This window comes from Mycobacterium venezuelense, from assembly GCF_054919535.1.
Window position 1 is genome coordinate 60,424 of the sequence record NZ_JBONDW010000022.1, and the last position, 14,726, is coordinate 75,149.

Below are 14,726 nucleotides of genomic sequence, written 5' to 3' on the forward strand. Positions count from 1 at the left end.
GACAATCGCGGGCCGGCCAGACAATCGCGGGCAAGCCAGCAAGCCAGCAAGCACCGGCGTCGGAATTACTTGCCGCGCAATTGCCGACGGAGGATCTTTCCTGCCGCCGATTTCGGCACGGCGTCGATGAACTCGACCTGGCGGACCTTCTTGTACGGCGCGACCTGGCCGGCGACGAATGCGATCACCTCATCGCCGGTCAGGTCGGCGTCAGGTTGTTTGACCACAAAGGCTTTGGGCACTTCCTCGCCGGACTCGCTGTCGTGCACACCGATGACGGCGGCGTCGGCGATGTGCGGATGGGTCAGCAGCACCGCTTCGAGCTCGGCGGGCGGCACCTGATAGCCCTTGTACTTGATGAGCTCTTTGAGGCGGTCGACGATGTAGACGCATCCGGTGGCATCCACCTTGGCGAGATCGCCGGTGTGCAGGAAACCGTCGGCGTCGATGGTTTCGCGGGTGGCCTGTTCGTTACCGAGGTACCCGGCCATCACATTGGGGCCTCTGAACCACAATTCACCGGTTTCGCTCAAACCCTCTGCCGGAATGCCGATCTCGGCACCGGTATCCGGATCGACGAGCTTGCTCTCGGCGTTGGGCACTGTCCATCCGCACGAATCCAGCGGTGCGACCGTGCCGATCGAGGCGAGTCCGCCGTCGTGCGGGGTGATATGGCTGACGGGGCTCAACTCGCTCATGCCGTAGCCTTGTACGACGTTGCAGCCCAGGCGGTTTGCCACGGCATGGCCGAGTTCGGCGTCGAGCGATGCCGCCCCCGACATGATGCCCCGCAGGGACGACAGATCGTACGAGTCGACGAGTGGGTGCTTGGCCAACGCGACGGCCACCGGGGGAGCGATGTAGGCATACGTGCACTTGTGCTCGGCGATGTTGCCGAGGAATTCACCGAGATCGAACGACGGCATGATGATCAGCCGCGCCCGCGCGTGCAGCGCGGCGTTGAGCAAAACGGTCATCCCGTAGATGTGAAAAAACGGCAGCACGGCCAGCAGGCGGTCGTCGGCCTGCATGCCCTGCAACGGCCGGATCTGAGCGACGTTGGCGGTCAGATTGCCGTGAGTGAGCATGACGCCCTTGGGATTTGCCGTCGTACCCGAGCTGTAGGGCAGCACGGCGAGATGTGTGGCCGGGTCGAAGCTCACGTCGGGGGCGCGATGTCCGTCGGGCAATCCGCCGCCGTCGAGGGCCACCACCTGGTCCTCGCCGAGTCCGGCGGCCGCCGCGCCCTCGACTGCCTGCGGCAGCAGCGCGTTGACCGTGATCAGCATTTTCGCCTTCGCATCGGTCAGCTGCTTGGCGATGTCCTTGGCGGTGAACAAGGCGTTTACCGTCGTCGCCGTGGCGCCCGAGCGCAGGATGCCGTGGAATGCGATCGCGAACGCCGAGCTGTTCGGTGACAGCAGGGCGACCACGTCACCCGGACCGATCCCGCGCCCGGCGAGCGCACCGGCGAACGCGTCGATGCGCTTCACCAGTTCGCCGTAGGTGGTCTCGGCGCCGGTATTGGCGTCGACGAGGGCGATGCGGTCGGCGTCGGCCGCGGTCAGGTCGGCGAACAGATATTCGTGGACGCTGACCGTTGGGATCTGGACGTCGGGAAAAGGGCTGGCGAAACTCAAAGGTGCCTCCGGTCAGCGTTCGTCGAGTTGTTTGATGAGCTTTTTCGGTGCGACCATGCGGAACGAGGCGTCGACGAGCTCACGCACTTCGTCCCAATCGACCTCCGCGGCAGTGAAATCCAGGCCTAGCCAGCCGAACGGTCCCATGTAGGCCGGGAAGTAGAAGCGGCTGTCCTGTTCCAACGCCTTACCGTCGCTGTCGTCGACCTTGACCAGTACTGAGTGCGGATAAGCGATCATCTCGCCGCGTGTCTCGGTCTTGGCGTTGCCGCCGTACATGGCGAACATCTTCGGCGCGCAGAACACCGGCCGACCCCACGACACCTTTTCGAACGCCTCCGGGAACGACAACGTGATGGCACGGAGCTCGGCCAGCCCGGGATCGTCGTCGCTGAACATGATCGGGTGCGGCATGTCGTCAGAGTAGCGGTACGAAGCAATACCGCAGGTATCGAATTAGGGTAGCCTTACCTCATCTTCAATCTGGAGGTGCTCGATGCCCACTACCTGGCTGGATACGCTGGCCCGGCAAACGCGCCGCGCAGCAGGCACGTTTCCCTTCCCTCACCAGGCCGCATTCATCCTGAACAATCCGCTGCGGCGCCTGACCGGCAGCCATGACCGGGCCGCGACAAGCCTGGGGCTGACCGGGCACGAACGGGTCCTCGAACTGGGGCCGGGCCCGGGATACTTCAGCGTGGCGATCGCCCGAAGGCTTACCACCGGCCGCTTGGATCTGTTCGACATCCAACTCGAAATGCTCGATAAGGCCAGGCACGCGCTCGACCAGGCCGGCTGCTACAACAACGGCTTCCATGTCGGCGAGGCCGGTGCGGGGTTGCCGTTCCACGACGACACCTTCGACGTGGCGTTCCTGGCAGCGGTGATCGGTGAGGTACCCGACAAGCCGGCGTGTATCCGATCTCTGCACCGGGTCATCAAGCCGGGCGGTCTGCTGGTGTTCCGTGAAGGGTTCCCGGACCCAGACCGGCTCAGTGTCAACGAGTTACGCGAGCTCGCCGAATCCGAGGATTTTGTCTTCCAGGACGCCTGCGGCGACCGCTGGCACGACATCGTGCGATTTCGCCGCTTGCCGTAGACCTGACCTGCGCCGGCCTGTCAGCGGGCTCGGATAGCCTGCCAGAGTGAGCGCGAAGCAAACCGGAGATCCCGAGACGGTGCTGCCCGAACAGCCCGACGCCGATGTGCGGCGACGCTGGCAGGAACTGGCCGACGAGGTCCGTGAGCATCAGTTCCGGTACTACGTCAGAGACGCGCCGATCATCTCCGACGCGGAGTTCGACAAGCTGCTGCGTGAACTGCAGGCCCTCGAGGAGTCCCATCCCGAGCTGCGCACCCCGGATTCGCCAACGCAGCTCGTCGGCGGCGCCGGGTTCGCCACCGACTTCGCACCGGCCGAGCATCTGGAGCGAATGTTGTCGTTGGACAACGTGTTCGATTCCGATGAGCTGACGGCCTGGGCCGCCCGTATCAGCGGGGAAACCGGGGATGCCGCGCACTACCTGTGTGAGCTCAAGATCGACGGCGTGGCGTTGGCGCTCGTCTACCGGAAGGGCCGGCTGGTGCGGGCCGCCACCCGAGGTGACGGCCGCACGGGTGAGGACGTCACGCTCAACGCGCGCACGATCGACGACATCCCCGAGCAGCTCACCGCCTCCGACGAGTTCCCGGTGCCTGACGTCCTCGAGGTGCGCGGTGAGGTCTTCTTCCGGGTGTCCGACTTCGAAGACCTCAACGCGGGCCTGGTCGCCGAGGGCAAACCACCGTTCGCGAACCCGCGCAACAGCGCCGCCGGCTCACTGCGGCAGAAGAACCCGGCGGTCACCGCTCGGCGCAAACTACGGATGATCTGTCACGGGCTGGGCCGTGTGGAGAGCACTGCGGGCTTCAGTTTCAAAACCCTGCATGACGCGTACCTCGCGCTCGGCGCGTGGGGGCTGCCGGTCTCCGAACACACCGTCAGGGTGTCCGGTGTCGCGGAGGTCGCCGAGCGGATCGCGTACTGGGGCGAACGCCGTCATGACGTCGAACACGAAATCGACGGACTGGTGGTCAAAGTCGACGAGGTCGCGCTGCAGCGCCGGTTGGGGTCGACGTCGCGGGCGCCCCGCTGGGCCGTGGCTTACAAGTATCCGCCAGAGGAAGCCACGACCAAGCTGCTCGACATCCGGGTGAGCGTGGGGCGCACGGGCCGCGTCACGCCGTTCGCCTACATGGAGCCGGTCAAGGTCGCGGGCTCGACGGTCGGACTGGCCACCCTCCACAACGCCACCGAGGTCAAACGAAAAGGCGTGCTGATCGGCGACACCGTGGTGATCCGCAAAGCCGGTGACGTCATCCCCGAGGTGCTGGGCCCCGTCGTCGACCTGCGCGATGGATCAGAATACGAATTCGTCATGCCCACAACGTGTCCCGAGTGCGGCACCGTGCTGGCGCCGGCCAAGGAGGGCGACGCCGACATCCGTTGTCCGAACACCCGTAGCTGTCCGGCACAGTTACGGGAGCGCGTGTTCCATGTCGCAGGGCGTGGCGCATTCGACATCGAAGGGCTGGGCTACGAGGCCGCGACCGCACTGCTGCAGGCCGGAGTCATCGCCGACGAAGGCGATCTCTTCACCCTGACCGCCGAAGAACTGCTGCGCACCGAGCTGTTCACCACCAAGGCCGGTGAGCTGTCGGCCAACGGCAAGCGGCTGCTGGCCAATCTCGACAAGGCCAAGGCGCAGCCGCTGTGGCGAGTTCTCGTGGCGCTGTCCATCCGCCACGTCGGACCGACGGCGGCGCGGGCGCTGGCAACCGAGTTCGCGAGCCTCGATGCAATCGTCGAAGCCTCGGAGGAGCGGCTGGCCGGCGTCGAGGGTGTTGGGCCGACCATCGCGGCGGCCGTGGTCGATTGGTTCACCGTCGACTGGCATCGGGCGATCGTCGACAAGTGGCGCGCGGCCGGGGTCCGGATGGCCGACGAGCGTGACGCCAGTGTGGAGCGCACCCTCGAAGGCCTGTCGATCGTGGTCACGGGGTCGTTGCCGGGCTTCTCGCGCGACGAGGCCAAGGAGGCGATCATCAGCCGCGGCGGCAAGGCCGCCAGTTCGGTCTCGAAGAAGACGGCCTACGTTGTCGCCGGAGATGCTCCCGGATCGAAATACGACAAGGCCGTCGAACTCGGCGTGCCGATTCTCGACGAGGACGGATTCAGGCGACTGCTGGCTGACGGTCCACCGGCCGATACGGATTAGCCGCCAGTTTCTGTTATCGCGCCGATCGGTCGCCGACCGCAGCAAAGTTGCTGAATTAGGCGGACGACGACAGTTCGCCGTACCGGCGGTCCGGAAAATTGATGTCGGCGCGGCCATCAATGGCTGGTTACAATGCCTCCGAGCGATGGAAAGTTCCGGGCTTGTTTGTGCGCAGTGATCAAGTTGCGAGAAGTGGGGTTTGCCGGTGAGGCACTGGCCACGGTTGGGGGTTCTGCTGTGACGAATTGGCCAGGAGGACAGGGCTACGGAGGCCCCAGCCCGATTGGCGGTTCGGGTGGTCAGGGGGGTGCCAACCCGCCCGGTGGATGGGGTGCCCCGCCGCCGGTGCCCCCGCCAGGGCCGCCACAGCAACCGCCGCCGCAGCAGTGGTCACCCCAGCAGCCACCGGCCTGGGGTCCACCCGGCCAGCAGGGCTGGTCTGGCGATCCGCAGCAACAGCCGGGACCCCAGTTCGGGTCTCAGTTCGGTGGCTTCGAGCCCGCGCCGGGTGGTCCGCGGCGTAACCGCAAGGCCCTCCTGGTCACCATCGGCGCGGGCGTCGCGGTGCTGCTGGTGATCGTGGTGGTCGGGGTGATCGCCTTGACCGGCGGCGGGGGCAGTGGCGGGTCCAGCGATTCCGCGGGTGCGACGGTGCAGGGCTACCTCGAGGCGCTGGCCAAGGGCGACGCGGAAGCGGCATTGAGTTTTGGGCGCGACCAACCCGCGTCCAAGGAACTGCTGACCGATGAGATCCTCAAGCAGCAGATCGAGAAGATGCCGATTTCGAACATCCGGATTCTGGGTGATGATTCGAAGAGCAGCGACATCGGTTATGCCCAGGTACACGTGACGGCGAATTTCGGTGATCAGGTCTCCGACACCACTTTTTCGATGAAGAAGGCGGGCGACAGGTGGAAGCTCGATTCCGCCGCGGTACGGCTGGATTTCTCCACCCAGTCGGCGAGCAAAGCGACTAGCAGCCTGACGGCCTTCGGTAAACCGGTCGGCGCATCGGTGGTCTATGTGTTTCCTGGCTTCATCGAATGGGGTTCCAACAACAAGAATCTCGCCGTTGACGGCGAGCCAGTGCTGCTGGATGCGTTGCGCGGCTACTCGACGATGCGACCCACGTTCAAGCTGAGCGATTCGGCCCACCAGGAGATCGTCGCGAGTATCAAAGGCCTACTGGACGGATGCGCGCGGTCACGCGAACTGTCGCCCCCGAACTGCCCGCAGAGTCTGTACGAGTACGGAGCGGTCGACGGCACGGTCGAGTGGCAGGCGCCGAGTGCCGATGACGCCCAGATTTCGTTCTCGGACTATTCGATGTCGGCCAACATCTCGATGTCGGGCAGTTTCGGCTACTCGGTGCAGGGTCGCGACGGCGCCCGGCTGACCGGGACGGAGCCCTTCTCCCTCTACGGGGACGCCGATCTCAACCAAACCCCACCAACAGTCAAGTTGAACTGAGCGTCAGTCAGCGCCATTCGGCGGGTCCGACCATGCACCGAAAGTGAATACATGACGACAGCTGCGCGTGTTCAACCGAACCAGCATGAAATGGCGAACGCTCATCGCATCGTCAACGCGATCGGCCAGGTGTTCTCCAGCAAAGTCGTCGGGCAGGAAAACCTGCGCGAGTCGCTACTGATCGGGGTGCTCACCGGCGGCCACATTCTGCTGGAAAGCGTTCCGGGGCTTGCCAAGACGACGGCCGCCCGGGTGGTGGCCGATTCGATATCCGGCGGGTTCCAACGTATTCAGTGCACGCCCGACTTGCTGCCCAGCGACATCATCGGCACCCAGATATATGACTCGTCGTCGGGCCAGTTCGTCACCCAATTGGGACCGGTGCACACCAACATCGTCCTGCTCGACGAGATCAACCGCTCCAGCGCGAAAACGCAGAGCGCCATGCTCGAGGCGATGGAGGAGCGCCAGACGACCATCGCAGGCAAGCTGTACCCGATACCCGAGCCGTTCGTGGTCATCGCCACCCAGAACCCGGTCGACCAGGAGGGCACCTATCCGCTCTCGGAGGCGCAGACCGACCGGTTCATGCTGAAAGAGGTGCTGCGGTACCCGACGCCGCAGGAGGAAGCCGAGGTCATCTTCCGGATCGACGCCGGTGTCTACGATCGCAGTGAGAAGCCGAGACCCGTTGTCGGCCTGGACGATATGAGGCGACTGCAGAATGTGGTGCGCAGCGTCCATCTGGATCCGGTGCTGGTGCACTACATCACTCAGCTCATCAACGTCACCCGCAACCCGCAGCAGTTCCTGCCACCCCAAATGGCGAAACTCGTGCAGTACGGCGCCAGCCCCCGGGCCAGCATCGCCTTCAGCCGCGCGGCGCGGGCGCTGGCCGTTCTCCAGGGCCGCAATCACGTCTTGCCGGACGACATCCAGAAGCTGGCCCACCGGGTGCTGCGGCACCGGCTGATCCTGGGTTTCGAGGCGGCCCGGCTCAATGTCACGTCCGAAACGATCATCGACGCGGTGTTGCAGTCGGTTCGAGTGCCCTGACCGGACATGGGCAAGTACCTCAATCGCGCCAAGCAGTACTTCGGTACGGATGCCAGGGGCCTGCTGGAGGGCGGTCGGTACGCGCTACTTCACACCAGGACACTGGAACTCGACGACCTTCGGCCGTATGTGGCCGGCGACGATGTCCGCGACATCGACTGGAAGGCATCCGCGCGCGCGGGTTCGGTGCTGATCAAGCGGTTCGTGTCCGAGCGCCATCACAAGATCCTGCTCGTCGCCGACGCCGGCCGTAACATGTCGGCCCTGACGCCGGCCGGCGAGGTGAAACGCGAAGTCGCGACCAACGTGATGGGTGCCATCGGCCTGATCGCGACGGGCCGCAGCGACGAAGTCGGCATGGTCTACGGCGATTCGAGGGGTTCGGCCAACATCCGCAACCGGCGCGGCGAAACCCATATCGAAAGCATGCTCGAGCATTACTACGGCCACAGCTTCGGCGAGGTCGGTACGACAGATATCGTCAGCCAGCTCGAGTTCGTGGCCCGCGCGCATCGGCGCCGGTTGCTGCTCATCGTCGTCTCCGACGAACCCGATGTCAGTCCCCGGCTCGACGAGGTACTCAAACAGCTTGTCGGGCAACACGAAATGATCTGGTTGATGGTCACCGACATGCCGGCCGTTGGCGCCGACGATGGTGAACACGACGGGTTCGATGTGGCCACCGGGCGGTTCGTGCTCAACGGTGCCACCTTGGGGCCGCGCGTCGTGGCCGCCTACCGAGCCGCCGAACAGGCTCGCGTCGCTCAGCTCGACGACTTCCTCGCCTCGCACGAGATCTCCTTCGCGCGGATCGGAAGCAGCGTCGAGATCCGCGACCGCATCGTCGAAATGAACGAGGTGTTCAGCAATGCCGTCCGATGACCTGCTGCGGTTCGTCGGCGGGCCGTTGCCGTTCTCGATGTGGTGGTTGTGGTTCGGGCTGTTGCTGATCGGTCTCGTCATCGCCTGGTGTGTCGGCGTCTACGTGTGGACCCTGTCTCCGGCGCGGCTGCGCACCATCCCGGTGATCGGCATTCTGCACGGCAAGCTGGTCCGGCAACGGTTCGCTCGTACCGTTCGACGCACGAACGAGCAGTTCTTGGCCGGCGGCCTTTCGCCGCAACAGGCCGGTGCCAACGTCAGCCGCACACTGCGCAGCTTTCTCTTCGTCGCCACCGGAGTGCGCGCCCAGTATCTCCACGCCGGCGACATCGCAGCGGGCGAACTCGGTGCCGCAGGACCACTGTTGCACGCGCTCAACGATGTTCAGTTCAACCGCGGTGCGCGGGCCGACATGGTGGCGCTGGGCCGGTCCGCCGAGGAGTTGATCCGGTCATGGACCTGAAATGGTGGCCGGTGATCATCGCCGGCGTGGTGTGCCTGCTGGCGGCCGTCGCCGCCGCCGCGCTGCTGCCGATGGCGAAGGTCGAGCGGGTGCTGCGGCCGTTGGCGCACGTCGACCGGCTCACGCGGTTGCCCGAGTACGCACGGGTCTACCGGATCTATTTCCTGTCGATGATCATCACTGGGGTTCTGTTGTTGGCCACGTTCGCCGCGGCTCTCACCGCGAGCGCACGCCCCATCGGCGCGTCGACCACGACGAAGGAATTCGACACCGAACACCCCGAAGACATCATGCTGTGTGTGGGTGAGCCGGTCACCGACCCGACCACCGCCAACTTCCTCAACTACTACGCGCAGCAGGCGAAATCATTCGACACCCAGCGGATCGGGCTGACATCGTCGAGCCTGCGGGTGGTGCCGCTGACCCGCGACCACGAGTACGCTGCCGAGCGGTTCGAGTACTTCGCGAAAATGGCTCGGATTCAACAGGATCTGGACACGAACCGCGACGTTTCTGACGCCGATCGCGCCGAACTTCAGACCGGGATCGAAAAGTTCGCCCAGTCGATCACCTACGTCGACTATGCCCGCAGCGTGGAGGACATCCTGGCCCTGTGCCTGACGGGTTTCCCGTCTTTCGAAGGCAAAAGCCAGCACCGCAGATCGCTGGTGTACATCGGGTACAGCGCATTCCGGTCACCCGACGAGCAGCGGGCCCAGCTCTACACCGAACAGGCGATCAAGGACATGGCGACGAAGGCCGGTGTCCAGATCAACGCCATCTCGCGATCGGATGTGGCCGAGAGCTCACCCGAGGCCAATAACCGCCTGCAGTCCATTTCCGAAGCCACGGGTGGGAAATTCTCGCTCTACAACCCGGCTGGCACCGCGCAGACCGACGCTGGCGCGGACGCCACGCTCACGCGGTTGCTCGACGAGATTCGCGACAACCCACCGCAAGTCGTGTTGTCGAGCGGGCGTGTGGTGACCAGCGAATCGTGGGACGCGCCGCGCGATGCGCTTCTCGCGGCGGTGGTGGCCGCGGTTCTGCTGTGCGTGTCGTTGGCGGTGCTGCGTCGATGACCTTCGACCCGATCCTGTCCCCGATGCTGCTGTTCGTGATCGGCATCGTGCTGATCGTCATCCGGATGTTCGCGTTGTACCGGGTGCTCGTGCGTACCGGAACCGGCCAGTATCGCCGTGTCGTGCTGCGTTGGTGCGGCCTCACCCTTGCGGTGCTGATGCTCGTGTTCGCCGCCGCGCGGCCCGGATTCGACCTGGACGACGGGGAACAGCCGGAGCAGCCTCAGGGCACGTTGGCGGTAGACCCGAATCTCAACGTCTTCTTTCTCGTGGACCGTTCGGTGAACTCGCGGGTGGAGGACTTCGGTGACCGCGAAACTCGCATGACCGGCATCCGAGCCGACATCGAGTCGCTGATCAACGAGTATCCCCGGGCGCGATTCGGCGTGATCTCCTTCGCCTCCAAGGCCGCGCTCGACTGGCCGCTGTCCGATGATTCGTGGAGCCTTAACTCAATGGTGCACGGCTTGTCGCCGTACACGTTGGTCGCACCGGACGCGATGTACCAAACCGACCCGACCGCCGCCAGAGACATCCTGAAAAAGCAACTTGAGGCGGCCGCCACCCGCTTCCCGGATTCCAAGAGCCTGGTGTTCTATCTCGGGGAGGGGGGTGGCGGAAGCCGGGTGGACGACGCACCGTTCGACCTGCCCGACGGTGCCGTCACCGGTGGGGCGGTGCTGGGCTACGGCACCACGGCCGGCGGCCCGATACCGCAGGGCTGGGTGGACGGCACCAAGGTGTACCAGAGTGATCCGGGCACCGGCGCAGCGCTCAACTCAGTTCTCGACGAGTCGAAGCTCAAGGAGATCGCCGAGGAACTGGGGGTTCCGTACTTCCATCGCGAAGCCGGACAGCCGATCACCGCGGTGCTCCCTGCGGTGGATCTGTCCACGAGCTCCGCTGACGACGAAAACGCGGTCAAGGCATCCAAGTTCGTCGAGCGGCGCGAACTGTTCTGGGTGTTCACGATGCTGGCGGCCATCTTGGTGCTCGTCGAGATCGCCTTGACCATCCGCGAGTTCAGGCGGAACCGGATGTCGCGCAAGGACGTAACCGCATGATGCTGAAGCAGGCCCCCGCGGCAGCGGTGAACGAGGCGTTCCGGCGGATCCGCACCGCGTTCCGGTCCGGGCCGTCGCGGCTGCGACTACGGCGGCGGCTCTACCTCTATTCGACTCCGGTGCTCATCGTGCTGTTGGCGGTCGCCGCGAAGATGATCAGCGTCGTGATCGCGGGCAATTCGGCGATATCGGATTTCGACCGCCACGACATCGACGCATTGCGTGGCGACATCTCGGTCCTGGAGTTCGTCGACGTGATCGATCCGGCCAAGACGTCGTTCGCCACCGGCGACCTCATGGTCCTGGAGGGCCGGCTCGCCGATGCCGAGGCGCGGTTCCAGGAATCCTTGTCGCGGACTGACGCCGAGGCGTCCTGCCCGGTGCGGGTGAATCTGGAGTTGGTGCAAGAAACGTTGGGCGACATAGCCACTCGCAGCAATGACAAGCCGGCGGCCGAGAAGTGGTACCGGAGCGCGATCGGGGTGGTCAACGATGCCCCGGCACAGTGTTTCGAAGGCAATGACGACGCCAATGAAGACCGCCGCGCCATCCGGGCCGAAGCGTTGCCCCGCCTGGAGCAGAAGCTGCGGAACCTGGACCGGCCAACTCCGCCACCGCCGTCTCCACCGCAGACCATCACGCCGCCGCCTCCTCCGACGTCACTGACCCCGACCTCGGCGCCGCCGTTGCCGGGTCTGGGTGGCGGTGGGTCTCCTTCGCCGTCGCCGGGCGCATCACCCTCGGACGGCCAATCGCCGGGTGCTTCACCGTCGCAAGGTGAAACCCCGGGTGGGCAACCGTCACAAGGGCAGGCGCCCGGTGGCCCGCCGTCGGCCGGTCAGGCGCCGGACGGCGCGCCATCGCCGGGACAAGCGCCCGACGGCTCCGGTCAGGCTCCCGGCGCGGCGCCACCCCCTGGGCCTGGGCCGAACATGCCGTCGCCGCAGGCGCCCGAGCCCACGATGACGCCCGGTCCCGGACCGAACATGCCGACACCGCCGACGGCGGCCGGGGGAGATGCCCCGGTCGTCGGTCCCGAGGGCGGCGGACCGGATGTGCTCAACCCGGTCAGCCCGGACCGGTTGCCGAGCGTCGGAGGCGGCAGCGCACCTGGCCAGAAGCTGGGCGTCGGTAGGGGCGAGCCGCTCGATCAGCTGAAGGACCTGCTCGACAACGCCAACGCGCACGGCGAGAACCGGGAGTGATCCGCCGTCAGCGGAGGATGGTCGCCACGATCCCGGCGAGGTAGCCCAACCGCGCGACCTCCGAAGGCCGGAAACCCGGACCGCCTGGCCGGCCCAGCATCACCGCGGTGTCGTGATCGCCCAGCGGCGCGGCCGCCAGCGTGGTGTCCATGTCGCGCCACACCTGCGGCACCCAGTCCGCAGTGGCGTCGAGTGCGGCCGCTGTCCGCAACGGCAGCCACGGTGCGAATTCTGCCTGCGTTTCGGGTGCGCTGTGACTGGCGGCGACCCGCGCCACGCCGTTGCCGGAAGAGTGGACGACCGTGCACCAGCCGACGCGCAGTACCCGTGGCGCTTCCTCGGCGAGAACCTGAAGCCGGGCGGGCTTGGTGTGCGCGGCGGCGATGTGGTCGATCAGCTCGAGTTCGCGGTGCGCCTCCAGCAGTCCCGTATGCGGGCGAATGCTGTCGACGTAGACGCCGGACAGATTCTCAGCCGCCGTGATCAAGGTGTCGGGCATCGAACCGGCCGGAAGCTCGACCACCAGATCGTCGATGGCGTAACCCGCACCGCGTTCGACGACGTCGAGCGAAAGGATGTCGGCGCCTACCGAGCCGAGCGCGACCGCGAGGGAGCCGAGGCTGCCCGGCCGATCCTCCAGTTGAACGCGCAGCAGATACGAAGGCACGCGCAACACTGTCGCACAGGGCAGGCGCCCTGGCATGACGGGCACCTGCCGCCCGATCCCGGTCTACACGGCTTGACTAGGCTGCTTTGTCGTGTCGCAGATCTCCCGAGACGAGGTTGCCCACCTCGCGCGCCTGGCGCGGCTGGCGTTGACCGATAACGAGCTGGACAGTTTCGCCGGCCAGTTGGACGCCATCCTGGGCCACGTCAGCCAGATTCAGTCCGTGGACGTCACCGGCGTCGAACCCACGGACAACCCGCTGAAGGACGTCAACGTGAGCCGGCCGGACACCGTCGAGCCGTGTCTGTCCCAGGACGAAGCCCTGGCAGCAGCACCGAATGCGGTTGACGGGCGTTTCGCGGTGCCGCGGATTCTGGGAGAGGCAGAATGACCGAGCTGATTCGTCAGGACGCAGCCACATTGGCCGCACAGATCGCGGCCAAGGAAGTGTCTTCCACGGAGGTCACTCAGGCTCATCTGGACCAGATCTCGTCCACCGACGACCGGTTCAACGCTTTCTTGCACGTGGCCGCCGATGCGGCGCTCGCCGAGGCGGGCCGCATCGACGCCGCGGTCGCGGCCGGTGAACAGCTGCCGTCGCCGCTGGCCGGCGTGCCGTTGGCGCTCAAGGACGTCTTCACCACCACGGACATGCCGACCACCTGTGGGTCGAAGATCCTCGAAGGCTGGCGCTCGCCCTACGACGCCACTGTCACCGCAAAGTTGCGGGCAGCCGGGATCCCGATCCTCGGCAAGACCAACATGGACGAGTTCGCGATGGGCTCGTCGACGGAGAACTCGGCGTACGGCCCGACGCGCAACCCGTGGAACACCGAGCGGGTGCCCGGTGGGTCGGGCGGTGGCAGTGCCGCCGCGCTGGCGGCCTACCAGGCGCCGCTGGCGATCGGTTCCGACACCGGCGGGTCCATCCGCCAACCCGCCGCACTCACCGCGACCGTCGGCGTCAAACCGACCTACGGCACGGTGTCGCGCTATGGGTTGATCGCGTGCGCGTCGTCGCTGGATCAGGGCGGACCGTGCGCGCGTACGGTGCTCGACACCGCGCTGCTGCACGCCGTGATCGCCGGTCACGACCCGCGAGATTCCACGTCGGTCGAGGCCGCCGTGCCCGATGTGGTCGCGGCAGCCAAGGCGGGCGCGTCGGGCGACCTCAAGGGCGTCCGGGTCGGCGTCGTCAAGCAGTTGCGCGGTGAGGGTTACCAACCGGGCGTACTCGAGTCGTTCAACGGCGCGGTCGAGCAGCTCACCGCGCTGGGCGCCGAAGTCACCGAGGTGGACTGCCCGCACTTCGACCACGCGATGGCGGCCTATTACCTCATCCTGCCCTCGGAGGTGTCGAGCAACCTCGCCCGCTTCGACGCGATGCGCTTCGGCCTGCGCGTCGGTGACGACGGTACCCACAGCGCCGAAGAGGTCATGGCATTGACGCGGGCGGCAGGGTTCGGACCGGAAGTCAAGCGCCGCATCATGATTGGCACATACGCGTTGTCGGCCGGCTATTACGACGCCTACTACAACCAGGCGCAGAAGGTACGCACGCTCATCGCGCGCGATCTGGACCGGGCCTACGAAAGCGTTGACGTGCTGGTGTCGCCCGCGACCCCGACCACGGCGTTCGCGCTGGGGGAGAAGGTCGACGATCCGTTGGCCATGTATCTGTTCGACCTGTGCACGCTGCCGCTGAACCTGGCCGGGCACTGCGGCATGTCGGTTCCGTCGGGGCTCTCGCCCGACGATGGCCTTCCCGTTGGCTTGCAGATCATGGCACCGGCACTGGCCGACGACCGCCTGTACCGCGTCGGTGCCGCATACGAAGCGGCGCGCGGCCCGCTGCCGAGCGCGCTGTAAGTCGGAATCGATAGCGTCTCGAACGCCCCTACGTACGGCGCGGGGGTTCGAGGGCGGGCAAGATAGAGGTC

Annotated in this window: 14 protein-coding genes; 11 read left to right on the forward strand and 3 right to left on the reverse strand. The window is 66.0% G+C overall.

Translation table 11 applies throughout. From position 1 onward, the window contains the following. Nucleotides 1-65 precede the first annotated feature (65 nt). Nucleotides 66-1,640, reverse strand: coding sequence for a 4-coumarate--CoA ligase family protein (locus ACRCUN_RS28540; protein WP_462144984.1), 1,575 nt, complete (start codon nucleotides 1,638-1,640; stop codon nucleotides 66-68). A 12-nt stretch (nucleotides 1,641-1,652) separates the two neighbouring features. Next, on the reverse strand, nucleotides 1,653-2,054 hold the full coding sequence (locus tag ACRCUN_RS28545) for an MmcQ/YjbR family DNA-binding protein (protein ID WP_462144985.1): 402 nt from the start codon (nucleotides 2,052-2,054) through the stop codon (nucleotides 1,653-1,655). Nucleotides 2,055-2,151: 97 nt separating this feature from the next. On the opposite strand from ACRCUN_RS28545, the gene ACRCUN_RS28550 reads away from it, so the two are divergent. The 9 genes from ACRCUN_RS28550 to ACRCUN_RS28590 all read left to right on the forward strand — a co-directional run bounded on the left by ACRCUN_RS28550 (nucleotide 2,152) and on the right by ACRCUN_RS28590 (nucleotide 12,119). Then, nucleotides 2,152-2,739 carry a class I SAM-dependent methyltransferase gene (locus tag ACRCUN_RS28550; protein ID WP_462145058.1) on the forward strand — a complete coding sequence of 196 codons (588 nt, stop codon included), beginning with the start codon at nucleotides 2,152-2,154 and terminating at the stop codon, nucleotides 2,737-2,739. Nucleotides 2,740-2,821: 82 nt separating this feature from the next. Next, complete coding sequence (ligA, locus tag ACRCUN_RS28555; protein WP_462145059.1) at nucleotides 2,822-4,897, forward strand: NAD-dependent DNA ligase LigA; 2,076 nt, start codon at nucleotides 2,822-2,824, stop codon at nucleotides 4,895-4,897. A 345-nt stretch (nucleotides 4,898-5,242) separates the two neighbouring features. Then, nucleotides 5,243-6,367: a hypothetical protein gene (locus ACRCUN_RS28560; protein ID WP_462144986.1), complete on the forward strand. Its 1,125-nt coding sequence runs from the start codon at nucleotides 5,243-5,245 to the stop codon at nucleotides 6,365-6,367. A gap of 51 nt (nucleotides 6,368-6,418) precedes the next feature. Beyond that, nucleotides 6,419-7,423: an AAA family ATPase gene (locus ACRCUN_RS28565; protein ID WP_462144987.1), complete on the forward strand. Its 1,005-nt coding sequence runs from the start codon at nucleotides 6,419-6,421 to the stop codon at nucleotides 7,421-7,423. 6 nt (nucleotides 7,424-7,429) lie between these two features. After that, nucleotides 7,430-8,305: a DUF58 domain-containing protein gene (locus tag ACRCUN_RS28570; RefSeq protein ID WP_462144988.1), complete on the forward strand. Its 876-nt coding sequence runs from the start codon at nucleotides 7,430-7,432 to the stop codon at nucleotides 8,303-8,305. Next, nucleotides 8,292-8,768, forward strand: coding sequence for a hypothetical protein (locus ACRCUN_RS28575; RefSeq protein ID WP_462144989.1), 477 nt, complete (start codon nucleotides 8,292-8,294; stop codon nucleotides 8,766-8,768). The genes ACRCUN_RS28570 and ACRCUN_RS28575 overlap by 14 nt, the downstream gene beginning before the upstream one ends. Beyond that, nucleotides 8,759-9,850, forward strand: coding sequence for a vWA domain-containing protein (locus ACRCUN_RS28580; protein WP_462144990.1), 1,092 nt, complete (start codon nucleotides 8,759-8,761; stop codon nucleotides 9,848-9,850). The genes ACRCUN_RS28575 and ACRCUN_RS28580 overlap by 10 nt, the downstream gene beginning before the upstream one ends. Further along, nucleotides 9,847-10,914 carry a vWA domain-containing protein gene (locus ACRCUN_RS28585; RefSeq protein ID WP_462144991.1) on the forward strand — a complete coding sequence of 356 codons (1,068 nt, stop codon included), beginning with the start codon at nucleotides 9,847-9,849 and terminating at the stop codon, nucleotides 10,912-10,914. Before ACRCUN_RS28580 ends, ACRCUN_RS28585 begins: the two co-directional genes overlap by 4 nt. Next, nucleotides 10,911-12,119 (forward strand): hypothetical protein, encoded by a 1,209-nt coding sequence (locus tag ACRCUN_RS28590; protein ID WP_462144992.1) that lies wholly within the window; start codon nucleotides 10,911-10,913, stop codon nucleotides 12,117-12,119. The genes ACRCUN_RS28585 and ACRCUN_RS28590 overlap by 4 nt, the downstream gene beginning before the upstream one ends. 7 nt (nucleotides 12,120-12,126) lie before the next feature. Here ACRCUN_RS28590 and ACRCUN_RS28595 read toward each other — a convergent pair whose 3' ends face one another. Continuing rightward, nucleotides 12,127-12,786 (reverse strand): ACT domain-containing protein, encoded by a 660-nt coding sequence (locus tag ACRCUN_RS28595; RefSeq protein ID WP_462144993.1) that lies wholly within the window; start codon nucleotides 12,784-12,786, stop codon nucleotides 12,127-12,129. A 91-nt stretch (nucleotides 12,787-12,877) separates the two neighbouring features. Between ACRCUN_RS28595 and gatC the strand changes: the two genes are divergently transcribed. Together gatC and gatA are read left to right on the forward strand one after the other, a co-directional pair. After that, entirely contained in the window at nucleotides 12,878-13,177 is a 300-nt protein-coding gene (gene gatC / locus ACRCUN_RS28600; RefSeq protein WP_462144994.1) for an Asp-tRNA(Asn)/Glu-tRNA(Gln) amidotransferase subunit GatC, read from the forward strand. Continuing rightward, entirely contained in the window at nucleotides 13,174-14,655 is a 1,482-nt protein-coding gene (gene gatA / locus ACRCUN_RS28605; RefSeq protein ID WP_462144995.1) for an Asp-tRNA(Asn)/Glu-tRNA(Gln) amidotransferase subunit GatA, read from the forward strand. Before gatC ends, gatA begins: the two co-directional genes overlap by 4 nt. The last annotated feature ends 71 nt before the right edge of the window (nucleotides 14,656-14,726 follow it).

Excerpts from the sequence above, each read along its gene's own strand:
- ACRCUN_RS28545 (WP_462144985.1), bottom strand. The coding sequence starts at position 2,054 with ATGCCGCACCCGATCATGTTCAGCGACGACGATCCCGGGCTGGCCGAG.
- ACRCUN_RS28565 (WP_462144987.1), top strand. The coding sequence starts at position 6,419 with ATGACGACAGCTGCGCGTGTTCAACCGAACCAGCATGAAATGGCGAAC.
- ACRCUN_RS28570 (WP_462144988.1), top strand. The coding sequence starts at position 7,430 with ATGGGCAAGTACCTCAATCGCGCCAAGCAGTACTTCGGTACGGATGCC.
- ACRCUN_RS28575 (WP_462144989.1), top strand. The coding sequence starts at position 8,292 with ATGCCGTCCGATGACCTGCTGCGGTTCGTCGGCGGGCCGTTGCCGTTC.
- ACRCUN_RS28580 (WP_462144990.1), top strand. The coding sequence starts at position 8,759 with ATGGACCTGAAATGGTGGCCGGTGATCATCGCCGGCGTGGTGTGCCTG.
- ACRCUN_RS28585 (WP_462144991.1), top strand. The coding sequence starts at position 9,847 with ATGACCTTCGACCCGATCCTGTCCCCGATGCTGCTGTTCGTGATCGGC.
- ACRCUN_RS28590 (WP_462144992.1), top strand. The coding sequence starts at position 10,911 with ATGATGCTGAAGCAGGCCCCCGCGGCAGCGGTGAACGAGGCGTTCCGG.
- gatA (WP_462144995.1), top strand. The coding sequence starts at position 13,174 with ATGACCGAGCTGATTCGTCAGGACGCAGCCACATTGGCCGCACAGATC.